18 protein-coding genes are annotated in these 20,319 nt (G+C 49.1%); 13 read left to right on the top strand and 5 right to left on the bottom strand.

Annotation, left to right across the window (positions count from 1 at the left end; all coding sequences use genetic code 11):
- Window positions 1–50 precede the first annotated feature (50 nt).
- From GU926_RS11975 to ygiD, 6 genes are all read left to right on the top strand, one after another.
- Complete coding sequence (locus tag GU926_RS11975) at window positions 51–1,049, top strand: sugar phosphate nucleotidyltransferase (protein WP_160692161.1); 999 nt, start codon at window positions 51–53, stop codon at window positions 1,047–1,049.
- Window positions 1,050–1,136: 87 nt separating this feature from the next.
- Window positions 1,137–2,078, top strand: a complete 942-nt coding sequence (locus GU926_RS11970) for an NAD(P)H-dependent flavin oxidoreductase (protein ID WP_160692159.1) — start codon at window positions 1,137–1,139, stop codon at window positions 2,076–2,078.
- A 65-nt stretch (window positions 2,079–2,143) separates the two neighbouring features.
- On the top strand, window positions 2,144–2,572 hold the full coding sequence (locus GU926_RS11965) for an SRPBCC family protein (RefSeq protein ID WP_160692157.1): 429 nt from the start codon (window positions 2,144–2,146) through the stop codon (window positions 2,570–2,572).
- 84 nt (window positions 2,573–2,656) lie between these two features.
- Window positions 2,657–3,103 (top strand): hypothetical protein, encoded by a 447-nt coding sequence (locus tag GU926_RS11960; protein ID WP_160692155.1) that lies wholly within the window; start codon window positions 2,657–2,659, stop codon window positions 3,101–3,103.
- Between the two features lie 71 nt (window positions 3,104–3,174).
- Window positions 3,175–3,765, top strand: a complete 591-nt coding sequence (locus tag GU926_RS11955; RefSeq protein WP_160692153.1) for a Crp/Fnr family transcriptional regulator — start codon at window positions 3,175–3,177, stop codon at window positions 3,763–3,765.
- A gap of 179 nt (window positions 3,766–3,944) precedes the next feature.
- A complete protein-coding gene (ygiD, locus tag GU926_RS11950; protein ID WP_160692151.1) occupies window positions 3,945–4,775 on the top strand; it encodes a 4,5-DOPA-extradiol-dioxygenase in 831 nt (276 codons plus the stop codon).
- Window positions 4,776–4,842: 67 nt separating this feature from the next.
- Here the strand turns inward: ygiD and GU926_RS11945 are convergent, their stop codons facing one another.
- From GU926_RS11945 to GU926_RS11935, 3 genes are read right to left on the bottom strand one after another with little or no spacing between them, the layout of a single operon-like run.
- A complete protein-coding gene (locus GU926_RS11945) occupies window positions 4,843–5,427 on the bottom strand; it encodes a hypothetical protein (protein ID WP_160692149.1) in 585 nt (194 codons plus the stop codon).
- A 26-nt stretch (window positions 5,428–5,453) separates the two neighbouring features.
- A complete protein-coding gene (locus GU926_RS11940; RefSeq protein ID WP_160692147.1) occupies window positions 5,454–6,431 on the bottom strand; it encodes a WD40/YVTN/BNR-like repeat-containing protein in 978 nt (325 codons plus the stop codon).
- A gap of 34 nt (window positions 6,432–6,465) precedes the next feature.
- Window positions 6,466–8,037, bottom strand: coding sequence for a hypothetical protein (locus tag GU926_RS11935; protein WP_160692145.1), 1,572 nt, complete (start codon window positions 8,035–8,037; stop codon window positions 6,466–6,468).
- A 321-nt stretch (window positions 8,038–8,358) separates the two neighbouring features.
- Here GU926_RS11935 and GU926_RS11930 point away from each other — a divergent pair, with 321 nt between their 5' ends.
- The 3 genes from GU926_RS11930 to GU926_RS11920 all read left to right on the top strand — a co-directional run bounded on the left by GU926_RS11930 (window position 8,359) and on the right by GU926_RS11920 (window position 11,381).
- The gene (locus GU926_RS11930) at window positions 8,359–9,111 is read left to right on the top strand and encodes a DoxX family membrane protein (RefSeq protein WP_160692143.1); all 753 of its coding nucleotides are present in this window, start codon (window positions 8,359–8,361) and stop codon (window positions 9,109–9,111) included.
- 155 nt (window positions 9,112–9,266) lie between these two features.
- A complete protein-coding gene (locus tag GU926_RS11925; protein WP_232058309.1) occupies window positions 9,267–10,364 on the top strand; it encodes a serine hydrolase domain-containing protein in 1,098 nt (365 codons plus the stop codon).
- A gap of 81 nt (window positions 10,365–10,445) precedes the next feature.
- Complete coding sequence (locus GU926_RS11920; RefSeq protein ID WP_160692141.1) at window positions 10,446–11,381, top strand: hypothetical protein; 936 nt, start codon at window positions 10,446–10,448, stop codon at window positions 11,379–11,381.
- Between the two features lie 52 nt (window positions 11,382–11,433).
- Here GU926_RS11920 and htpG read toward each other — a convergent pair whose 3' ends face one another.
- Window positions 11,434–13,260: a molecular chaperone HtpG gene (gene htpG, locus GU926_RS11915; RefSeq protein ID WP_160692139.1), complete on the bottom strand. Its 1,827-nt coding sequence runs from the start codon at window positions 13,258–13,260 to the stop codon at window positions 11,434–11,436.
- Window positions 13,261–14,083: 823 nt separating this feature from the next.
- On the opposite strand from htpG, the gene GU926_RS11910 reads away from it, so the two are divergent.
- Window positions 14,084–14,410, top strand: a complete 327-nt coding sequence (locus GU926_RS11910) for a hypothetical protein (protein ID WP_160692137.1) — start codon at window positions 14,084–14,086, stop codon at window positions 14,408–14,410.
- A gap of 132 nt (window positions 14,411–14,542) precedes the next feature.
- Complete coding sequence (locus tag GU926_RS11905) at window positions 14,543–16,966, top strand: TonB-dependent receptor (RefSeq protein ID WP_160692135.1); 2,424 nt, start codon at window positions 14,543–14,545, stop codon at window positions 16,964–16,966.
- A 264-nt stretch (window positions 16,967–17,230) separates the two neighbouring features.
- Here the strand turns inward: GU926_RS11905 and GU926_RS11900 are convergent, their stop codons facing one another.
- Window positions 17,231–18,109: a TraB/GumN family protein gene (locus GU926_RS11900; RefSeq protein ID WP_160692133.1), complete on the bottom strand. Its 879-nt coding sequence runs from the start codon at window positions 18,107–18,109 to the stop codon at window positions 17,231–17,233.
- A 205-nt stretch (window positions 18,110–18,314) separates the two neighbouring features.
- Here GU926_RS11900 and GU926_RS11895 point away from each other — a divergent pair, with 205 nt between their 5' ends.
- Window positions 18,315–19,553, top strand: coding sequence for an MFS transporter (locus GU926_RS11895; RefSeq protein WP_160692131.1), 1,239 nt, complete (start codon window positions 18,315–18,317; stop codon window positions 19,551–19,553).
- A gap of 25 nt (window positions 19,554–19,578) precedes the next feature.
- Window positions 19,579–20,262: a hypothetical protein gene (locus GU926_RS11890; RefSeq protein ID WP_160692129.1), complete on the top strand. Its 684-nt coding sequence runs from the start codon at window positions 19,579–19,581 to the stop codon at window positions 20,260–20,262.
- Window positions 20,263–20,319 lie beyond the last annotated feature (57 nt).

Genomic DNA, 20,319 nt, shown 5'->3' with positions numbered 1-20,319 from the left:
ATCATCCCTATCACAAATTCGTTATTTTAGCTGTTCAAGGAGAGGTTTCTATGAAGGCAATTATACCAGTGGCAGGCATGGGCGCGCGTCTCAGGCCACATACGCATACCCAACCCAAGTCTTTAGTACCCATTGCAGGCAAGGCCATACTAGGCCATATTATTGAACGATTACAGGCCGCAGGCATTACCCAATTTGTGTTGGTGGTGGGCTACCTGGGCGAGAAGATCATGCACTATGTGCAGAAGAAATACCCAGACCTGCAGATGGAGTTTGTGGTACAACAGCCCCGCGAGGGGCTGGGCCACGCCCTGTGGACGGCGCGTGAGACCTTCCGGAACGAAAAAGAAGTGCTCATCCAGTTAGGCGATACCATTGTGGACGTGAACATGGAAGCCATCCTGGCCTCTGACCAAACCGTGCTGGCCGTCAAAAAAGTGAAAGTGCCCACCATGTTCGGCATCACAGAAGTAGGCCAGGACGCCTACATCACCAAGGTGGTAGAAAAGCCTAAAATCCCGAAGTCCAATCTAGCCTTGGTAGGTCTCTACAAAATCAACAACCCCAGAGGCCTGGCCGAGGCGCTGGAATACATTATTGCCCAGGACATACGCACCCAGAACGAGTACCACCTCACGGATGCGCTCATGCACATGATCCAGAACGGCGAACCCATGCTCACCTTTGATGTGGACAACTGGTTTGATTGCGGAAGAAAAGAAACCCTCCTGCACGCCAATGCCACGCTTCTCAACCGTCCAGAGTTCAAGCACACAGACTACCCAGAATTCCCGAACACCATCATCATTCCGCCGGTGAGCATTGGAAAGGACGCGCAAATCAGTAACTCCATCATTGGGCCCAATGTGGCCATTGGTGAGCGGGCCATCCTCAACTACACCATCGTGCGCGACTCCATCATAGGCGGGTACTCAGAACTAGCCTACGCTGTTTTGCAAGAATCACTGGTAGGCTCAGACTCGGCGCTTAAAGGCCAAAGCCAGCGGTTGAATATTGGTGACAGCACTGAGATAGATTTTAGCAGTTAGAAAGACGCTAGTAGTTAGACATTAGATTTTAGACTTATTTTGTTTCATAGTCTAGTGTCTAACATCTAGCATCTAACATCCATTAAAATGAACAGAATTACAGAACTCCTTAACATAGAATACCCTATTGTACAAGCAGGCATGATTTGGTGCAGTGGCTGGGAACTGGCCAGTGCCGTGAGTAATGCCGGTGGACTGGGTCTGATTGGCGCGGGCTCTATGTACCCAGACATTCTGCGTGAGCACATCCAGAAATGTAAAGCCGCTACAGATAAACCGTTTGGCGTGAACGTGCCTTTGCTGTACCCAGACCTGGAGCATCATTTCCAGATCATCATGGAAGAGAAAGTACAGGTGGTGGTGACCTCTGCTGGTAACCCGAAGACTTGGACTAAGATTCTGCAGGATAACGGTGCCAAAGTCATCCACGTGGTGAGCAACGTCAAATTTGCGAAGAAATGTGAAGAGGCCGGCGTAGATGCTATCGTGGCTGAAGGCTTCGAGGCCGGTGGGCATAATGGCCGCGAGGAAACCACTACCTTCTGTCTTATTCCAATGGTGCGCGCCGCAGTGAACTTGCCGTTGATTGCTGCCGGCGGAATTGCCAACGGCGCCGGCATTTTTGGCGCATTCGCTTTAGGTGCTGATGGGGCACAAGTGGGAAGCCGATTTGTAGCCAGTATTGAATCCAGTGCGCACCAGAGCTTTAAAGACCGCGTGGTAGCCGCTCAAGAAGGAGACACAGAACTGTCCTTGAAGCAACTTACGCCAGTACGCCTCCTCAAGAACAAGTTCTACCAAGACGTAAAATTAGCCGAGTCTAGAGGTGCCAGCACCCAGGAACTAGCAGAACTGCTAGGCTCCAGACGTGCCAAACGCGGCATGTACGAAGGTGACCTGGAAGAAGGCGAACTGGAGATTGGTCAGGCTGCCGCCATAGTTAACCGCATTCAGCCCGCTGGGGAGATTGTGCAAGAGATGTGGCAGGAGTTCTTAGCCGCCAAAAAAAAGTTTTGTGCTGAATGGTAAGCATTAATAACCATCAGAGACCAAATCCATTTCCGCTTTTTCAAAGACCTTATTGACCAAACACTATGGAAACTAAAGACAAAACCACCATAACGGTTGAGACTACTGTTCAGCAACCGTTAGAAAAAGTATGGGAACTCTGGGGAGCGCCAGAACATATCACTCAATGGAACTTCGCGCATGAATCATGGCAGTGCCCTGCCGCTACCAATGACTTGCAACCCGGCGGTCGGTTTGTATGGCGCATGGAAGCCAGAGACGGAAGCGTGGGCTTTGACTACGCCGGCACCTATGAACAGGTAGTCCCGTACAAAAGCATTGTGCTTAAGCTGGACGATAACCGGCAGGTACGCATCAACTTTGAAAGCCTAGGCGACCAGACCAAAGTGACAGAGGTGTTTGAAGTAGAAGACGCGAACACCATTGAACTGCAAAGAAACGGCTGGCAGGCTATTCTGGACAATTTTAAAAAGCACGCCGAGTCGCAGAAGTAAGGTTTTCTTTGCAACTACTTCTGCTGTACACGCACATACAACTTGTCATCCTGAAAGGACCTTGTGAGCAAGCCGTAAAAGCAGGTGCTATATTCAGACTTCAGCTTACCAAGTTTAGCCGATAGCCAAATAATTGAGTTCAGAAGTTATGCGATTAAGATGAACTTTATTCCGAATCAACAAGCTAGACAGAGGCTCGCCGAGAAATTGCAGTTGCCTTTTTCTGAGGACATGAAGGATTGGGAGTATGAAGTTTCAGACTATAAAAGGATGCGTGACTTTATTGCAGAATATGACAAGCTAAACACGACTACAAAAGAAAGAGAAACTCTATTAGAAATGGTGTTAGACGGTCTTGAATCTCTACTTGAGCAGAGTAAATTAAGTGAGTTTGAGTTTTACTTCCCAAGCGTTGAGGAAAGGATTAAGCAGAACTTTGCAATCCATGAACCTAGCTTGACTTATTGGACAAATATAGAATTTAAGATATCAGAAAGGCTAAAACTATTGTTAAAGACTGATTTTGAATAAGCCATTTGTTTAGTTCGCTCATTAAATCCTTTTAGGGTCACAAAAGAGAGAAATCTCTAAATCACATATCCTTGCCTCAACATCTGCTTCTCACCGCTCTTCAGAAACACGTCTCCCTCACGCCAGAGGAAGAAGCGGTTTTCCTGGCTATCTGTGAGCAGAAAGAGGCCAAGAAGAAGGAGTTTCTGTTGCGCACGGGGGAGCAGAACTTGTACTTGTATTTCGTACAGAGCGGTTGTTTACGGTCGTTCATCATTGATCAGAGCGGCAAGGAGGTGAACCTGGAGTTTGCGGTGGAGCGGTACTGGATTAGTGACGTGGCCTTTCATAAACCGGCGCTCCTTTCTATCCAAGCCTTGGAGCCCACGCAGTATGTGCAAATCAACGTGAATGCCTTTGAAGCGCTCACACAACAGCATCCCGTTTTTAACCTGTTTTACCGAAAACTGCTCCAAAACGGCTACTTCGCATTTAAGAAGCGCATGCTGTCTGGTATGACCCAGACCGCTGCCGAGAATTACCGCGACTTCCTCCTCAAATTCCCTGACCTGAGCCAGCGCATTCCGCAGTACCATATTGCCTCTTACCTGGGCATCACACCTGAGTTCTTCAGTACCATCAAGTCTGAGGGGTTGGACCTCTACCAACAAGCCATTTCTTAAGGTACCTTATTCTTTTCAGCTCCCGTCTTCCCGACCTTTGCATTATAAATCTGAGGTAGTTAGGCTGTTGTCAAGCAGTGGCTTCTACGGGCAGGTTTACGCTAAATTCTTCACCCAAAATTTGATTGACCGTGGAAAGAAGAAGCTTTATTAAACTAGCAATTACAGGAGGAATAGCCATGACAAGTTTAAGCGCATTCAAGAAATTTACTGATGGCCTAGCGCCGCAAGACTATACCATGCCGGTTCTGTTTGTTGGGCACGGCTCGCCCATGAACGGCATTGAAGACAATGAATTCAGCCAACGCTGGAAGAAGCTGGCCCAAGACATTCCGGTGCCCAAGGCGGTGCTGGTGATTTCGGCGCACTGGTTTACCAAGGGCACCAAGATTACGGCCATGGACTTCCCGAAGACCATCCATGACTTCGGGGGCTTCCCGCAGGAGTTGTTTGCCGTGCAGTACCCTGCGCCTGGTCATGCTATGTTGGCCAAAGAAACCGTAGACCTTATCCAATCTGCCCACGTGGAACTAGACCATGACTGGGGCCTGGACCACGGCACCTGGACCATTGTGCGCCATATGTACCCAGACGCCGATGTGCCCGTTCTGCAATTGAGTATTGACTACACCAAAGGCCCGCAGTACCATTATGACCTGGCCAAAGAACTTCAGGCGTTGCGCAAGAAAGGCGTCTTGATTATGGGAAGCGGCAACATGGTACATAACCTGCGCATGATGGACTGGAACCTCATCAACGGAGGTGGCTATGACTGGACCCAGACCATGAATGAGAAGTTCAAGGACTTGATCTCAAACCGTGACCATAAGCCACTAATCAACTACCATAGCATGGGCAAGGAGGCGCTTCTGGCCATACCCACGGTTGAGCATTATCTACCACTTTTGTACACTTTGGGTCTGCAAGGCAAAAACGAGGGGACGTCTTTCTTCAATGACAAGATGGTGGGTGGTTCCTTGACCATGACCTCGGTAAAGATTGGGGCGTAAAAATCAGCGTTGCTGTAAAAACAAAAGAGGCGTAAAGAGCCTCTTTTGTTTTTACAGCAACGCTGATCTAGAATGACTTCATTAGGCTGATGCCAAACTCCCTGATGGTGAGTGCTGGCTCCTCACGGCCATCTGTGTAAAGCAAGTAGTATTGGTAAGAGTTAAGGGAACCGTATCCTCTGATTGAATAACTATCCATTAACTGCACCTCCAAGCCTGCCAAGGCAAAATGAGTGGAGAACGAGGCTTTGGTATACTTATAGCCAGCTAGAACCGTAAAGTCAAAGGAAGTTTGGTAGTTGCGGTAGTATAAAAACTGCGGGAAATCATACACTACGCTTCCGTTCAAGTCTTCTAATCCTTTCACTCCTTGTGAAACCATCTGTAGCCCTAGAGCAGCTCCTGCCCTGGCACCAACGCTCCAGGCGTCCGTCCTATAAAAGGGTAGGACTACTTCTGCTTGTAGCAATATGTTGGTAAAACTGGCTTCTGCATCCTTCATTTCATATGTGCCGGGGTTGTCAACAGACTCATCAATTCCTCTTACTTTGAGGGGCTGGTAGCCGAGGGTGGCACCCGTGGCTACGCGCAACTTGTCTACCTGCCAGCTGCGCTTTTGCGCGAAAGTGCTTGCTGCTGCAGCGATTAGCATAAAAGCAGCCAGAAGGATTGTCTTACTTATATTTTGGCTTTCCATAAAAGTCCGTTGCTACCACTAATGTAAAATTTGTTTTCGCCAGCAAACTTCACCTTGTAAAAGGTGGGCTCAAAGCTCTTGGCGGCAGGAGATAGAAGTTCCGTCCAGGTGCCGTCCTTCCCGAAGTCAATGTTCACAGAGATGGTTCTCTCTCCCACGCCTACGGCCAGGTTATTGTAGGCATCTACAGACAGATTATCCTGACCAAAGTAGCCGTTCACTTGATGGTAAAGGCTGGCTGTGGTCGTGAAATCTGCTTGGCGTTCCATGATCAATCCGCCTTTGCCTACAATGTATCCTTGCTGCTCATCCACGAAAATGTCATTTGGAGCACTGTCATAGCCAATACTGTACACGGCCACCTTTTCTGTCTGCTTGGTTTTAAGGTCAAGGCCATAAAAGATTTCTTCATCCATGACGTTGGTTGGCACCAGGTAGACTTTAGAGCCCGTGACCTTGGCAAAGGCCAAGTCTCCGTCTAAGGTCACCTTCCCTATCTGCTGAAAGCTTTTCCCTTTGTTGGTGGAGGTATAGATACAATACACGTTGTAGCCACACTCCTTACCTATTACCCCAACCCCCTCTTTGGTGATGCCCATGAAAGGAGAGCTGTCTCTGAGTACCCAGGTAAGGCCGCCGTTCTCTGTTACGTACACAGACTGGTTGATAAGGCACATGCCGTTCTGTAGGTCATAGAACTCTAACCCTTTGCAGGAGGCAGAGAAGGGAGTGGCAAGTTTTTTCCAGGTTATACCGCCGTCTGTCGTTTTATACACGATAGCTTTCTCTGTAGCCGCGTACCCTACCTGTTCTGTAGGGAAGGTGAAAAATTTGATGTCTCCGGCCCCGGCTATGGAAATATCTTGCTCTATCTGCAGGACCGGGATGATGTCTATGTATTGCTTCTCACAGGAAGTAAACAGCCAGCACAGCAAAAGGGCTGCACTGGCTGTTTTCATAAGTTTGAACATAAATGGTTACTACGCTAGCTGATTAGTTAAGAGACACTTTTTCTAAAGAGTAGCCTCCCTTGCCAAAGGCGATTTTATTGGTTCTAAAAAGCACCACCTGGTCTGGGGAAAGCCAGCACGCAAAGTTGGAGAAGGTCACAAATTTGCCCTCATTTATTCTTTTGGGGCTGCTTACCTCGCCGGTGGTCTTGTCAATGGTTCTGGCGTAGGCCGAGATGTTGTTCTTGTCTCTGGAAGATTCTGATGTGATGAGGTGAATGCTAGTGCTGTTTTGGTTTACAATAGAGTGGGTCATGTCTGCCGCCTGCATGTCTCTCACCATAAAGTTGCGGCCAATAACACTGTTCCACGTATTCACGCCACCCTCAAATTTTGTGATTAGAATATCTTCTGCAAAGATTAGGGGTATGGTCTTGGTGGAGGTGGTGGTAGCACCAGAAGTACCTGCTGGCATACTGGTAGTACGGGTTGTGCTGGTGTTGTTGATGGCCTCAGAAACCAGATAGATAGTAGAGCCATCCACTAAAATCTGTTTCACGTTCATTGATTTTATGGTCTTGGGCCGGTCAAACTTCTTGCTCAGCATTTGGCCGCCATGGAGTACGTCTTTGTCGTTGACTTTGCCATAGAGTTGCGCAACATAGCCTTTATCAAATTCCTTAGAGGCATAAAGCTTGGCGGCCCTTGTAGCGAAGTCTACATCATATACATGGATGGCCATTAGTTCAGACTTGTTGAAGTTCTTCTCGGCGGTCACCAGTACCCTGGCGCCAGCTATTTTAATGTTGTAATTGCCGAAAGTCTCTCTGTTAGCCAATTGGTGTTTAAGGGCAATTCTGGAGGCGTCCTTGCCCTTGGCATCTAATTTAAGGACGGTAGCCTTTTCTTTTTGGTCTGCAAGTACTAAAATCATTTCGCCGTCATTGGTGATAGCTGAGGCTTCAATGTCTTCATTGGCACTTGTCTTTACTTCTCTCTTTACTACTTCTTCCAGGTTGATGTCATACACCGTCAAGAGTGCTCCTTTCCCTTTTTTGGGCGAGTTCTCAAGGGTGTACAGATATTTTCCATTCTCAGAGAAATTGACCGCATAAGAACTGAATACGGTTGGGGCTAGCGCCGGCGCCGGGGCTTTAAATGCCCTTGGCATCACCAGCGGGGATAGTAACGGAATGTCTATGGCCACATCCTTGGTTTTTACCAATTTGCCTTGCAGGTCATATACAGACGCCTTAAAGCCATGTCCTTTTTTGGTATAGATGTTGGTTCTGGCGTAGCTCTCTATAACAAACACCTGGCTGGTTTCTGCATTGTATTTAAAAAGGGGCCGTGAGTATTGCCCATGTTCTAAAGGAATGCTGAAAGTTGGGGCAAGGGTGGTAGCGTCATACCCAACAATGGCTGCTTTTTTCTTGTCGGTCTCCCTGAACATGAGGAATAGATTGTCATTTACTTTCTCTGACGCTCTATTTCCGGTCACGGGAATAAGTTTGTTCTTGTAATCAGATTTAACGGTCAGCTCTATTTTCTGAGCATGCGTGTTGAAGCTCTTGGACAAGAAGCCAAGAAGAAGGAGGGCGTAAATTTTCTTCATTTTAATAAAGGGGTGATAAAGGTTGGAGTGGGTTAATAGCAGGAGATGCAGAATGGTAAGTCAAAGATGAGAATAAATTCTTACTACCCTCTTCCATCGTTTCAATAGCAGGAATGGGCATACAGATTTAGGGGTCGTTTTTGGTCTGTTTTCTGGGAAATGAGCCAAAAACGGATGTATCTTTTCTAGACATCTGGCCGGTTGGTCTAGGTGCAGAGGCAGTTGGTCTAAAAGATTTTAAGGAGTAAAAGTACTTGGTTTACTTAGTGTCAGGTAAGGCGTTTGGCTTGCCTGTTGTGTCCACTAAAACGGTTTACGGCCATGCTTCAAAACAAAGACTTTCTGGTTCTGCTCATTCGGCTCTTCTTGGGCTATGTATTTTTCTCTGCCGGCGTCTGCAAGCTGACGCATGGCAATTTTGGGCAGCTGATTGGCCCGCCGTGGCTGGAAGAACGGTTAGCTGAATACGGATTGAGTTTTTTTGCGCAGGTGGTGGCCGTGTGCCAGGTGGTGCTGGGCACGTTGCTGTTCACGCAGCGCTTTAGTACGCTGGGAGCGGTCATGCTGGTGCCCATGAACATTGCAATTCTGGCAGTGACCATCTCGCAGAACTGGGCTGGTACGCCGTACGTCAATGCCGTGTTCCTGGCCATGAACCTGGCGCTGTTGCTGTATGATAGGAAGCGCTTCCAGTTCCTTTTCTCAATTGAACCCGCCTTGTCTGCTCCCTCGCTCGCGTTAGATACCTTGAGAACAGGTAAGCTGCCGTGGGCCGTCATAGGAGCGGCTTTACTCACGCTTGGGCTTTCCAGATTCAATTATCCCTTGACCAATGCCGCCGGCCTACTTACCTTCTGTTTGGCAGGAGCCACCGTGATTCTACCCCATGCGCTGGACAGGCTGCAGAAACTGATTGTGCTATTGGCGGTGGGCAACATGTGTTTTTTGACACTGGGCATGAAACTACCATATACCCACGTCTCCATTGCTATTTGTAGCGGAGGCATCTTGGTGTTGCTGGTGGTTCATGCTTGGTTGCATGCACGGCAAAAGCGAACAGCCAGTACGGTATAGACTCAATGCGAGCTAAGGGCTCAAACCTCAGTTCACATACAAGTTTTCAACATAGACTTATGACTATTTTATAGCTTTACAGAGGGTAAAATCAAACGTGCGTGCTTGTAATCTTTTGCAGGAGACCACATCTACCGCCAACTGCCCTTTGTACTATGAAAAAACTTGTTTTGGTATGCGCCTTGGCCGGTCTTGGCCTTGTGGCTTGTAAGAAAGAAGGCGTAACTCCCGCCCCTACTGCTCAGAGCCTGTATTTCCCGCCGGTGAATTCTGATGCCTGGGCAACCACTTCGCCCCAAAGTCTGGGTTGGAATACCGCTGCTCTCCCTTATTTAGACGCTTTTCTAGACCAAAGCAACACCCGCGCCTTCTTACTGTTGAAAAACGGGAAGATTGTGGTAGAGTACTATAATGGCACCAATTCCAGCGGTACCGCTTTTACCGTCAACAGCCCTTGGTACTGGGCTTCGGCGGGGAAGACGCTGAACGCCTTTCTAGTGGGCAAGGCGCAGGAAAATGGGTATCTATCCATCCTGGACAGGCCGGCCAACTTCATAGGCAACGGCTGGACCAGCCTTCCCCTGGAACAGGAAAGGAAAATCACCATCAAACACCAACTCACCATGACCACCGGTCTCAACGACCAGGTGCCCAATCCCCATTGCTATGCTCCTTCCTGTCTTACCTACAAGGCAGACGCCGGTACCCGCTGGGCGTATCACAACGGGCCTTACACCCGGCTTAAAGATGTGGTGGCCAAGGCCGTTAAACAAGATTTTAATGCCTTTTTTAAAACCCAGCTAGGCGATAAGATTGGCATGGGTGGTTTGTGGTTCGCCTCCAAGGATGATTTTGTCTTTCACAGCACCGCCCGCGGCATGGCGCGTTTCGGCTTGCTTATGCTCAACAAAGGTGTCTGGGAAACTACGGCCGTCATGAGAGACCAAGCCTACTTCAACGCCATGATCAGTCCTTCGCAAGACCTGAACCGCTCCTATGGGTATCTCTGGTGGCTCAACGGCCAGTCTTCGTTCATGCTCCCCACGTTGCAAACCACTTTCTCTGGCAGCCTGGTGCCCGATGCCCCTTCTGACATGTATGCCGCCTTGGGCAAGAACGGTCAGTTCCTCAACATCGTCCCCAGCCAGAACCTCATCTTAGTGCGCATGGGCGAGAACCCAGATGACAACGAGGTACCCGTGGTTTTCCTGAATGACCTTTGGAAGAAGGTGAATGCCGTGGTGAAGAAGTAGACCCGTTTTTGGCTTGTTTTGGAGAAAACAAGCCAAAAACGGGTAGCTTGAGAAGGATTTGGTATATTCTAAATGATTATCATGAGATACTTATATTCAGCGGTGCTTGCCTTCGGGGTTTTGGTTAGCTGTCAAACTAAGACGGAAACTTCTACTCAAGAAAGTCCGGTTGTTGAAGAGAATCAAGTTCCTGCTGCCTCCACTCCGATGCTCAAAAAGCCGTTTGGATATAATCCATTGTTGGTGGAATATGAGCAGTTCTTAGCCCAACTGGACAGTGGCAAAGTAGAGAATGTATCTGTTGCCGCCGCAAAGTTTGACGCCTTGTTCAAAGGCCAGCCTACTGCGTTAGCTGATTCTGGCTATGTGTTGTTTGACAGGTTTTACTTGCGGACAGACAATACGCTCAATGAGAAGCATGATTTTGTCAGATTTGATTCACTGCTCATAAATCATAGCCTCTCCCAATCTTTAAAGCAATCAAAAGAGATTAAGGCGTATGAAATGCTTTTAAAGTCCAATGGCTTTCAGTTAGCTATGAGTGAAGGCATGACCTATCTTCAGCAGGACCGCGACTTTATTACCAAGCATTTCTACCCCTACACCGGTCCAGCTTTGAAAGAATATCTGACGCAACTGAATAAGGAAAACAAAGAAGGATTTCAGGAAGACGGAGGCTTGTCTATTAGTCCCACCCAACTGGCCGACAGAGTTATCTGGTGGGAAAGCTTTATTAAAAGAAATCCTGGATTTGTTCTCCTGCAAGAAGCTGATGAAGAGCGAAGAGGTTATCTAGGCACCTTGTTAAATGGAATGGATAACTCACCGGTGCTTAGTTTTGATAATCATAGATTAGATGATTATTACGCAACTGCCTATAAACATCTGGAGAATAAGGCGCCCTCTTCAGATGCGAATAAGTTGGTGAAGCCAGTCTACCAGGCTCTTCTGAAAAACGATACGGCTCAGGCAAACTCACTGGTTAGAAAATATATGAAAGCAGGCTTGCTGTACTAGCAAAAAAAGAGGCCGAATCTCTCCGGCCTCTTCCAAACAAAAAACTTAATTACTACTCTTTGTCAATCAATTCAACGCTGCGCTTCACGAAGGCCGTTAAGGCGGCGCCGGATAGCATGTTCTGCGACAGCAAGGCTAGGTCATAGGCTTGCTTGGCAATTTTCTCGCCGCGATCATCCTTGGCTTTTAAGATGCGGTGGTTGATAGGGTGATTGGCGTTGATGGTCACGTTGTACATGTCCGGTAGGTTGCCCATCATCATCATGCCACCGCCGCCCATGCGGTTCATGTCCTTCATGCGGCGCATGAACTCGGGTAGGGTAATGATCACCGGTTGGTCATCGGTAGACAAAGCTTCCACGCCTACGGTCATGTTCTGGTTGTCAATGGCTTTTTCAAACAGTTCCTTCAAACGCTTGGTCTCGTCCTCAGACAAAACGCTTTCTGGCTTGGCATCTGTCTGGATGAGCTTGTCAATGGTGTCAGCGTCTACACGCTTCAACGTGGTTTTCTCCAGTTTCTGCTCTAGTTGCCCAATAAAGTGCGGGTCAATCATGGTGTCCAGTTTCACCACATCATAATTGCGGTTGCTGGCGGTCTCAATGAAGGCGTGCTGTTTCTCTGGGTCTGTGGTGTACAAGATGACCAGGTTGCCGTCTTTGTCGGTTTGGTTGGCTTGTACCAGGCCACGGTATTCCTCTAGGGTAGAGAATTTGCCTTCGGTGTTTTGCAGCAACGCGAAGTCCTTGGCTTTCTCATAGAACTTGTCATCTGAAAGCATGCCGTACTTCACAAACACCGCAATGTCGTTCCACTTCTCTTCGTAGGCGGTGCGATCTTTCTTGTAGATTTCGTTCAGTTTATCGGCTACCTTACGGGTAATGTAGGTGTTGATTTTCTTCACGTTGGCATCGGCCTGCAAGAACGAGCGGCTCACGTTCAACGGAATGTCTGGCGAGTCAATCACGCCGTGCAACAGCATCAGGAACTCCGGTACCACGTCTTTCACCTCATCGGTGATGAACACCTGGCGGCTGTACAACTGGATTTTGTTTTTCTGGAAGTCAAACTCGTTCTTCACCTTAGGGAAGTACAGAATACCGGTCAAATTGAACGGATAGTCCACGTTGAGGTGAATCCAGAACAGCGGGTCTTCAGAGAACGGGTACAGTTCTTTGTAGAAATTCTTGTAGTCCTCGTCGGTCAAATCAGAAGGTGACTTGGTCCAGATAGGGTTCGGGTTGTTGATAATCTCGCCGTTGAACTCCACGGGAATGGGCAGGAACTTGCAGTATTTGTTTAGGATGGTCTGGATGCGGGCTTCTTCCAGAAACTCCTCAGAATCCTCCGCGATGTTCAGAATCACATCCGTTCCACGCTCAGTGCGGGTGCCTTTTGTGATAGTGAACTCCGTAGAACCGTCGCAGGTCCAGTGCGCGGGCTCAGAACCGTCCTGGTGTGACAAGGTGTCAATCTCAACGGTATTGGCCACCATGAACGCCGAGTAGAATCCTAAACCAAACTGCCCGATGATCTGGCTCTTGTCGGCGTTGGAGTCTTTGTAGCGCTCCACAAATTCTGTGGCACCAGAGAAGGCAATCTGGTTGATGTATTTCTTAATCTCCTCGGCGGTCATCCCAATACCGTTATCCGAGATGATGATCTGCTTTTTCTCTTTGTCCACCTTCACGGTCACCTTCAGCTCGCCCAGGTCGCCTTTCAGCTCACTGATGCTGGAGAGGCTTTTGGCTTTCTGGGTGGCGTCAACAGCGTTGGACACCAGTTCGCGCAAGAAAATCTCATGGTCTGAGTACAAGAACTTCTTGATGATGGGGAAAATGTTCTCGGTGTGAATCGAAATCGTGCCTTTTTCTTCCATTTCCTATATCTATAAAAATGTGGTTTGTTGCTTTTGTAGAGGAGGCTTGGCAAAAGCTGTTCCAGAGCGAGTTTTGTGACAGGATGGCAGAATGCGTGGGTGTTTTTGAGGTCTGCAAATGTCAATTTGATTTATCTGAATGCGGGGTTGGTTCGTTTTTGGCTTGTTTTATGGGAATTATGCGAAAAACGGCGTTAGGCTCGTTGGCCGATTCACCGTTGTTGGTGTTATCACTAACGACCAAGACTGCCTTTCCATCTGTAATATCTTGTGCATGCAGTTGGCTTTTCCTGAGAAGGTTCTTCCTTCCGGTGCCCTTATGCTGCCTTGTTACATTTTATCTGCTAAGCGCTCGCGGCCGCGGGGCCCCGTCTTCCCGCCTCGCGCTGTACCAGCTTGCCTCCTCTGCGTGGGAACTGGCATGGTGGAGGAACGGCTAGCTCTCCGTCTTTGCTGCAGTTCCAACCTGAGGCGGCAACCTGCTTAGGCGACTCGACGGAAAGACTGGAACGGGTGCGTTTAGTAAAGGCCTCTGTAGGTCGCAATTGGAACAGGTGCCCGTAGCAGAGGCCTTTGCCAATCAAGGATTCTCCCCTTGAGGGGAGCGTAGAGGGGTGTTACACCAACAGATAAAATCAATCAGCAATTGACAATCAACAATTCTCCCGTTTTTAGCCTATTTTCCAGAAAACAAGCCAAAAACGATTGCGCTTTCTGTCCCTGCTTCACTTAAAGTAAAAACTATTGCATTTTGCTGGAAGAATGGGCTGCGTGCATTGAAATGTAGTGGGTGCTGTTATATTTGTAGATTAACCTGTTGTTTGTGCGTGCGTTAAGAAACATAAGCGCTTACTTGCTGCTCCTGCTGTTTATGCGGGTCATGGTGCCGGAGAAGGCGCTGGTGATGCTGCACGCCCACGCGCACACGGTCCACACCAACCATGATGAGCGTACGCTGCACATAGATGTAAAGCACACGCACTGCCCCACCGCCGAACTCTTTGACGCGCCTTTTCAGCTCTCTGACCATAGAGTGTACTTCGCGGCACCTACTGCATGGATAGACAATTATCTGAGCGGCTATGCGTGCATCTGGAAGTTCAGCTATCCGCAGACGGCTCCTTCGCGGGGACCGCCTGCTCTGGTATAATCTTATCTTTCTTTTCTCACGTGCGTGCTTAAGTGCCTGGCTAAGGTGCGGGTGAGACTTGTCCACTGATTTTAATTGGGTGCATATCTGCCAATGGCAGTTGTTTCCCTTTTCTCACACATAAGATATACCATGTCCTTTCATAGATTTTTTCTAGTGGCAGGCCTGTTCCTTCTGGTAGGGAGCGCCTTCGCTCAAAACAACAATTCCCTTTCTGGCACCATCAAAGACGCCAACAACGGCACGGCGCTGATAGGGGCCAGCATTTATTTCCCAGACCTGAAGCGGGCCGTTTCTACAGATGTGAACGGAGCCTACACGTTGCAAGACTTGCCTAAGGGCAAATACCTGGCGCAGGTGCGCTATGTAGGCTACATCACGCAGGCCAGGTCCATTCAAATCAACGGGGCTACCACGGTGAACTTCACGCTGGCTCCTTCTGTGACAGAACTGCAGGCGGTGGTGGTGACGGGGGTGTCCTCCTCTACGGAAGCCAAGCGGAATCCGGTGCCCACCACGGTCATCGGGAAGGAACAGCTAAACCGAGGCGCCGCCACCAACATCATTGACGCCATTGCCAAAACGCCCGGTGTGTCTCAAATCTCTACCGGAGCCGGCATTTCTAAACCCGTCATCCGGGGGCTGGGTTTCAACCGCATCATCACCTTAAATGACGGCATCAAGCAGGAAGGCCAGCAGTGGGGAGACGAGCACGGCCTTGAACTGGATGAGTATTCTGTAGAGCGCGCCGAGGTGGTGAAAGGCCCCGGTAGCCTGATGTACGGCTCTGACGGAATTGCCGGCGTCATCAATTTCTTAACGCCAGACCCCGTGGAGGAAGGCAAGGTCTTGGGTTCTGTGACCACCAACTACCAGACCAATAATCATCTCATTGGCTACTCTGGCTACAACGCGGGTAACCTGAACGGCTTTAACTGGGCGGCGCGCTTCAGCCAGAAGTTTGCGGGCAACTACCAGAACAAGTATGATGGCAAGGTGCATAACTCGGGCTTCAGGGAAACCAATGCCAACGGTTATGTAGGCCTGAACAAAAGCTGGGGCTACGCGCACTTGGCTTTCAGTACGTTCAACCAGCAGGTAGGCCTGGTGGAGGGCGAGCGCGATGAGCACGGTACGTTCCTGAAACTGGTGCCCGTGAACGGAGAGGTAGAGGAGCAGCCCGTGACCGAGGATGACCTGAAAGGCTATGACCTGGACATTCCGCAGCAGCGCATCAATCATTTTAAGGTGGCCTCACAGAACAGCCTCATCTTTGACCAGTCCAGGCTGGCGTTCAACCTGGCCTGGCAGCAGAACCTGCGCCGCGAGTATGGCAACCCGCTAGACGTGAACGAAGAGGAGATTGCCATGCGCCTGAACACCTTCAACTATGACGTAAAATACTTCTTGCCGCAATTCTCTGAGTGGGAGTCTACCATTGGCGTGAACGGCATGTGGCAGCAGAATCATAACGAGGGCGAGGAAGTCTTAATACCGGAGTATAGAACCATAGACGCGGGCATCTTTGCCTTTGCCAAGCGCGAGTTTGGAGCCTTGAACGTGAGCGGCGGCCTGCGCTATGACCTTCGGCGGGTGTTGAGTGATGCCTTGTATGTAACCGACGAGGACGAATTCACCACTAACCCGCAGGACGCGGCACAAACCAAGTTCAACTCGTTTGAGGCCAACTTTTCTAACGTGTCCGGTAGCATTGGCGCCACTTACAGTTTCAATGAGCAGCTGAGTGTAAAAGCCAACGTTTCCAGAGGATTCAGAACGCCTAACATGGCCGAGCTGGCATCTAATGGCCGTCATGAGGGCACGTTTAGGTATGAACTTGGCAACCAGCGCCTGGATCCCGAGACCAGTTTTCAGCTAGACGCCGGCGTGACCTATGATAGCAAGCACATCACGCTAGGCCTCAACGGCTTCAGGAACAACATCCAGAACTACATCTTCGCGCAGAAACTAAACAGCGTGCTGGGCGGTGATTCCCTGTCTGGCGACGAGGACGACCTGGCGCCTACCTTTAAATACGTGCAAGGCAATGCTTACGTGTACGGCGGCGAGGTGACCATTGACTTTCACCCGCACCCGCTGGACTGGCTGCACTTTGAGAATTCCTTCTCCTGGGTGCGCTCAATTCAAAAAAACGTGCCTGCAGATAGAAAGTTTTTGCCGTTTACGCCCGGCCCGCGGTTAGACTCTGAGTTGCAGATTAGTTTCCCCAAGGCCGGTAGCTACATCAGGAACTGGTACGCCAAGGCCGAACTGGAAAACTATTTTGAGCAGAGCCAGGTCTACACCGCCTTTGACACGGAAACCCCCACGCCCGGCTATAGCCTCTTGAACCTGGGGGTGGGCGCCAACCTGACCAACGCCGCAGGCAAGACCTTCGCCTCACTTTACATCACGGCCAACAATGTTCTGGACAAAGCCTACCAAAGCCACCTGAGCCGCTTAAAATACGCTCCCGTCAACGAGGCCACTGGCAGAACCGGCGTGTATAACATGGGTCGCAATGTGAGTTTTAAATTGGTGGTTCCCTTTGGGTAAAAGTCGTTTTTAGTCTCTTTTGGCCAAAATACGCCAAAAACGGAAGCGCCTCCCCGATACTGTTTCGGGAAGGCGCTTCCGTTTTCAAGCCAGTAAGAGCGATCAGTCTTTTGCGCTTTGCTTGGACTCCTGTGATGGTACGGCTCTACAACTGCCAATCAACTAGCAAGAAGAAGCCTGTAAAGCACATCGGCTGGTCCTTGTCTAAAGAACCAGCCGATGCAGGAATTAAAATATAGTAGTAGTGCCGCTATAGGGAGATGTTTAGTTTAGAACCGGCTCCACTTTGTAGCCTTTCGCTTTGAGTAACTCTAAGAGGCCATGCTCTCCTGGCAAGTGAGCAGCGCCCACGGCAATGAACGAAGCGCTTTTCTTCATCTTCTTTACCAAGGGCATGAGCCAGCGTTCATTGCGCTCATCTAGTAAAAAGTCTTGGTTGTCTGGGCCGTTTTCTGAATTAATAAGGGCATACAGGCCGTTGAGGTCTTCTTGGTGATAAAGCGTCAGCATCTGCTTCATGAGCTTGCGCTGGCGGTCAAACTGCTTTACGCTGTTCAGAAACTGCTGAGTCTGCGTCTCCAGGTTTACTTGGTCAAACAGGGCCAGCTGTTCTGCCGGGGTCTCCAGAGTGTGCACAGACTTATTAAATTTCTTGGCCAGGTCCAACAGCGCCAGATCATAGGACTCTGGGCTATAGCCCAGCATTTTAGGGTAGAGCAGCATCTGTCCCAGGAAACCCGGCTTAATGTACCGGAAGAACTGCATGTTGCGCTCCAGACTGTCCTGCACAAACTGAGCCAGCCAGTTGTAGTCCTGCGGGGTCATGAGGGTTTCCAGCGGCTTGGCCATGCGCATGGCACGGGTGAGGCCGTGGGTGAGTTCTGGGCTGTCCAGATCCACTTCAAACACCACCGTCTCGGATTTTATGAGTTTTTGTTTTACCTTTTGAGGCAGATCGAACTGGTCTTTGGGTACCAAGTGGAAGGTGCCAAATACATAAGAGGTCTTGATGCCCTTGCCGCTCACCTTCCAAAGCAGAGATTGCTGAGAAGCATTTGGCGTTTCTGCCGCCCACGCGCCAGAGCTCAAGCTGGTCAAGAGGGATAGAAACAACCAAAGTGCGGCGGCCTTATACGGGTTCATGGGAGCAAGGTTACAAATTCTTAACAAAAATATAAATTTTTTTTGTGGTCTAAGAAGTCAAGCCCCTCTATCTCTGTATATTTTTTAAATATATTGAAAAAATATAAAAGTCTGTCAATAAAGTAATTATATGTTTTTTTGAATATATTAATATTGACAGTGCTCTGTTTTAAAAGTGCAATTATCGTTTTCGCCTTGTCCTAGTATGAATCCTTCTGTGATTGACAGCCCTAAGGTCAAACTTCTCAATGTAGCCGTGGTGGTGGCCGCCCTAGGGTACTTTGTGGATATTTATGACCTAGTTTTATTCAGCATTGTAAGAATAGCCAGCCTCAAAGACCTTGGCATTAGCCAACCAGCTGATCTTCTAGATCAGGGTGTGCGTCTTATAAATATGCAAATGGCGGGTATGCTGCTGGGCGGTGTGTTTTGGGGCGTGTTAGGTGACAAGAAAGGTCGCATATCGGTCTTGTTTGGGTCTATCTTTTTGTATTCTGCCGCTAATATTGCCAATGGCTTTGTGACCAGCATTGATGCCTATGCCTGGCTAAGGTTTATTGCCGGAGTGGGGCTGGCGGGTGAGTTGGGGGCCGGTATTACGCTGGTGTCTGAGGTGCTGCCCAAGGAGAAGCGCGGCTACGGGACTACCATTGTGGCCTCGGTGGGTATTTCTGGGGCTATTTTGGCTGGGGTGATTGGCGAATACTTCCACTGGCGCACGGCTTACTTTGTGGGCGGCGGTTTGGGTCTGCTGCTCTTGCTGCTACGTATTGGCGTGTTTGAGTCGGGTATGTTTGAGCGTTCTCAGCGCGAAGAAGTGAAACGCGGCAACTTCCTGAGCTTATTCACCAACGGGCCAAGGTTTCTCAAGTACCTCAAGTGCATTTTAATTGGCGTGCCCATCTGGTTTGTGATTGGGGTGCTCATCACCTTCTCCCCTGAGTTTGCGCAAGCATTGGGCGTGCCGGCCGTCATTTCGGTGGCCAAAGCCATTGGGTTCTCCTATTTCGGGCTGAGTCTGGGAGACGTGGCCAGCGGTCTACTGAGCCAGCAACTGAAAAGCCGGAAGCGCGTGGTGGTCCTCTTCCTGTTCCTACTGGCAGGCGTCATAGCCATGTACCTTCTAGCCGACAATGCTTCTGAGGCCTACTTCTATGGCTTATGCGTAGCGCTTGGTTTCTGCAGCGGATATTGGGCGGTCTTCGTGACCATTGCCGCCGAGCAGTTTGGCACCAACATACGCGCCACCGTCACCACCACCGTTCCCAACTTTGTGCGCGGCGCCGTCATTCCCTTGACGCTTTCCTTTAGTGCCTTTAAGGAAGAATTTGGGCTAATCCAGACCGCAGGCATTTTAGGCGTCATTGCCTTGAGCATCGCGTTGGTAGCCATCCTCACCCTGCAAGAAAGCTATGGCAAGGAACTGGATTACCTAGAAGAGTAAGTAGAGCCGTTTTTGGCTTGTTTTCATGAAAACAAGCCAAAAACGAGTTGTTAAATCAAACTATATGATTGATAGAAAGAGGTACTTATATAAAACTTTTATGTCGGTGCTGGCTATAGGCACATACCTTATGCCCATAAGTACTTTTTGCCAAACCATTCAACCTCGTATAGAACAATACGCATTAGATTATTTGGCATCGGAGATTCACGCTCAGGAATCAAAGGCGCGCGTTTTTAAATATGACGGCAGGATAACTAGAAGGAGCACCAACCTAGAGTCGGTGGCTGGGTTGGGGTATGACTTTTTCCATTGTAAACATTCTCAAGATAGAGAAAGACCTGACTCATTAAAAACTTCTGCCTACTGGTTAAAAAAAGCGGGCCAATGGTATGATTATGTAAAAACCCAACCATTTGATACTACAGACAGGGTGTCGGCCATCCATTTATTCATCCCAAAGGAATTTAAGGCAGTAGATAATCTGACGCATAAGCATTCTAGTTATGGCTTTATAAGAAAGTTGGTAAGCAAGTTCCGCCGGTATTCCTATAATATGAGAGTATTGGAGGCGGTTGAATTAGAAGAGCACTTCTTGGTATCCATAGATGAAGCGGGAAAATCTGGGACGGGAGGTCGATTCTATTATTTCTTGTTAGATAAACAGGGAAAGGTACTAGACTGGTGTATGTCATCTTACATTGTATAGGCATTCAAGCTTTTCGTTTTTGGCCTGTTTTGGTGAAAAAGGCCAAAAACGAAAAGC

The sequence above is a fragment of the Nibribacter ruber genome (assembly GCF_009913235.1).
In the GTDB taxonomy this organism is placed as follows: domain Bacteria; phylum Bacteroidota; class Bacteroidia; order Cytophagales; family Hymenobacteraceae; genus Nibribacter; species Nibribacter ruber.
Note: the sequence above shows the minus strand (reverse complement) of the source record. Positions and strands in the feature narration are given on the sequence as shown.

Excerpts from the sequence above, each read along its gene's own strand:
- GU926_RS11900 (WP_160692133.1), bottom strand. The coding sequence starts at position 18,109 with ATGAACCCGTATAAGGCCGCCGCACTTTGGTTGTTTCTATCCCTCTTG.
- GU926_RS11945 (WP_160692149.1), bottom strand. The coding sequence starts at position 5,427 with ATGCTAATCGCTGCAGCAGCAAGCACTTTCGCGCAAAAGCGCAGCTGG.
- GU926_RS11940 (WP_160692147.1), bottom strand. The coding sequence starts at position 6,431 with ATGAAAACAGCCAGTGCAGCCCTTTTGCTGTGCTGGCTGTTTACTTCC.
- GU926_RS11895 (WP_160692131.1), top strand. The coding sequence starts at position 18,315 with ATGAATCCTTCTGTGATTGACAGCCCTAAGGTCAAACTTCTCAATGTA.
- GU926_RS11930 (WP_160692143.1), top strand. The coding sequence starts at position 8,359 with ATGCTTCAAAACAAAGACTTTCTGGTTCTGCTCATTCGGCTCTTCTTG.
- GU926_RS11890 (WP_160692129.1), top strand. The coding sequence starts at position 19,579 with ATGAAAACAAGCCAAAAACGAGTTGTTAAATCAAACTATATGATTGAT.
- GU926_RS11920 (WP_160692141.1), top strand. The coding sequence starts at position 10,446 with ATGAGATACTTATATTCAGCGGTGCTTGCCTTCGGGGTTTTGGTTAGC.
- GU926_RS11970 (WP_160692159.1), top strand. The coding sequence starts at position 1,137 with ATGAACAGAATTACAGAACTCCTTAACATAGAATACCCTATTGTACAA.
- htpG (WP_160692139.1), bottom strand. The coding sequence starts at position 13,260 with ATGGAAGAAAAAGGCACGATTTCGATTCACACCGAGAACATTTTCCCC.
- GU926_RS11965 (WP_160692157.1), top strand. The coding sequence starts at position 2,144 with ATGGAAACTAAAGACAAAACCACCATAACGGTTGAGACTACTGTTCAG.
- GU926_RS11925 (WP_232058309.1), top strand. The coding sequence starts at position 9,267 with ATGAAAAAACTTGTTTTGGTATGCGCCTTGGCCGGTCTTGGCCTTGTG.
- ygiD (WP_160692151.1), top strand. The coding sequence starts at position 3,945 with ATGACAAGTTTAAGCGCATTCAAGAAATTTACTGATGGCCTAGCGCCG.
- GU926_RS11935 (WP_160692145.1), bottom strand. The coding sequence starts at position 8,037 with ATGAAGAAAATTTACGCCCTCCTTCTTCTTGGCTTCTTGTCCAAGAGC.
- GU926_RS11905 (WP_160692135.1), top strand. The coding sequence starts at position 14,543 with ATGTCCTTTCATAGATTTTTTCTAGTGGCAGGCCTGTTCCTTCTGGTA.
- GU926_RS11975 (WP_160692161.1), top strand. The coding sequence starts at position 51 with ATGAAGGCAATTATACCAGTGGCAGGCATGGGCGCGCGTCTCAGGCCA.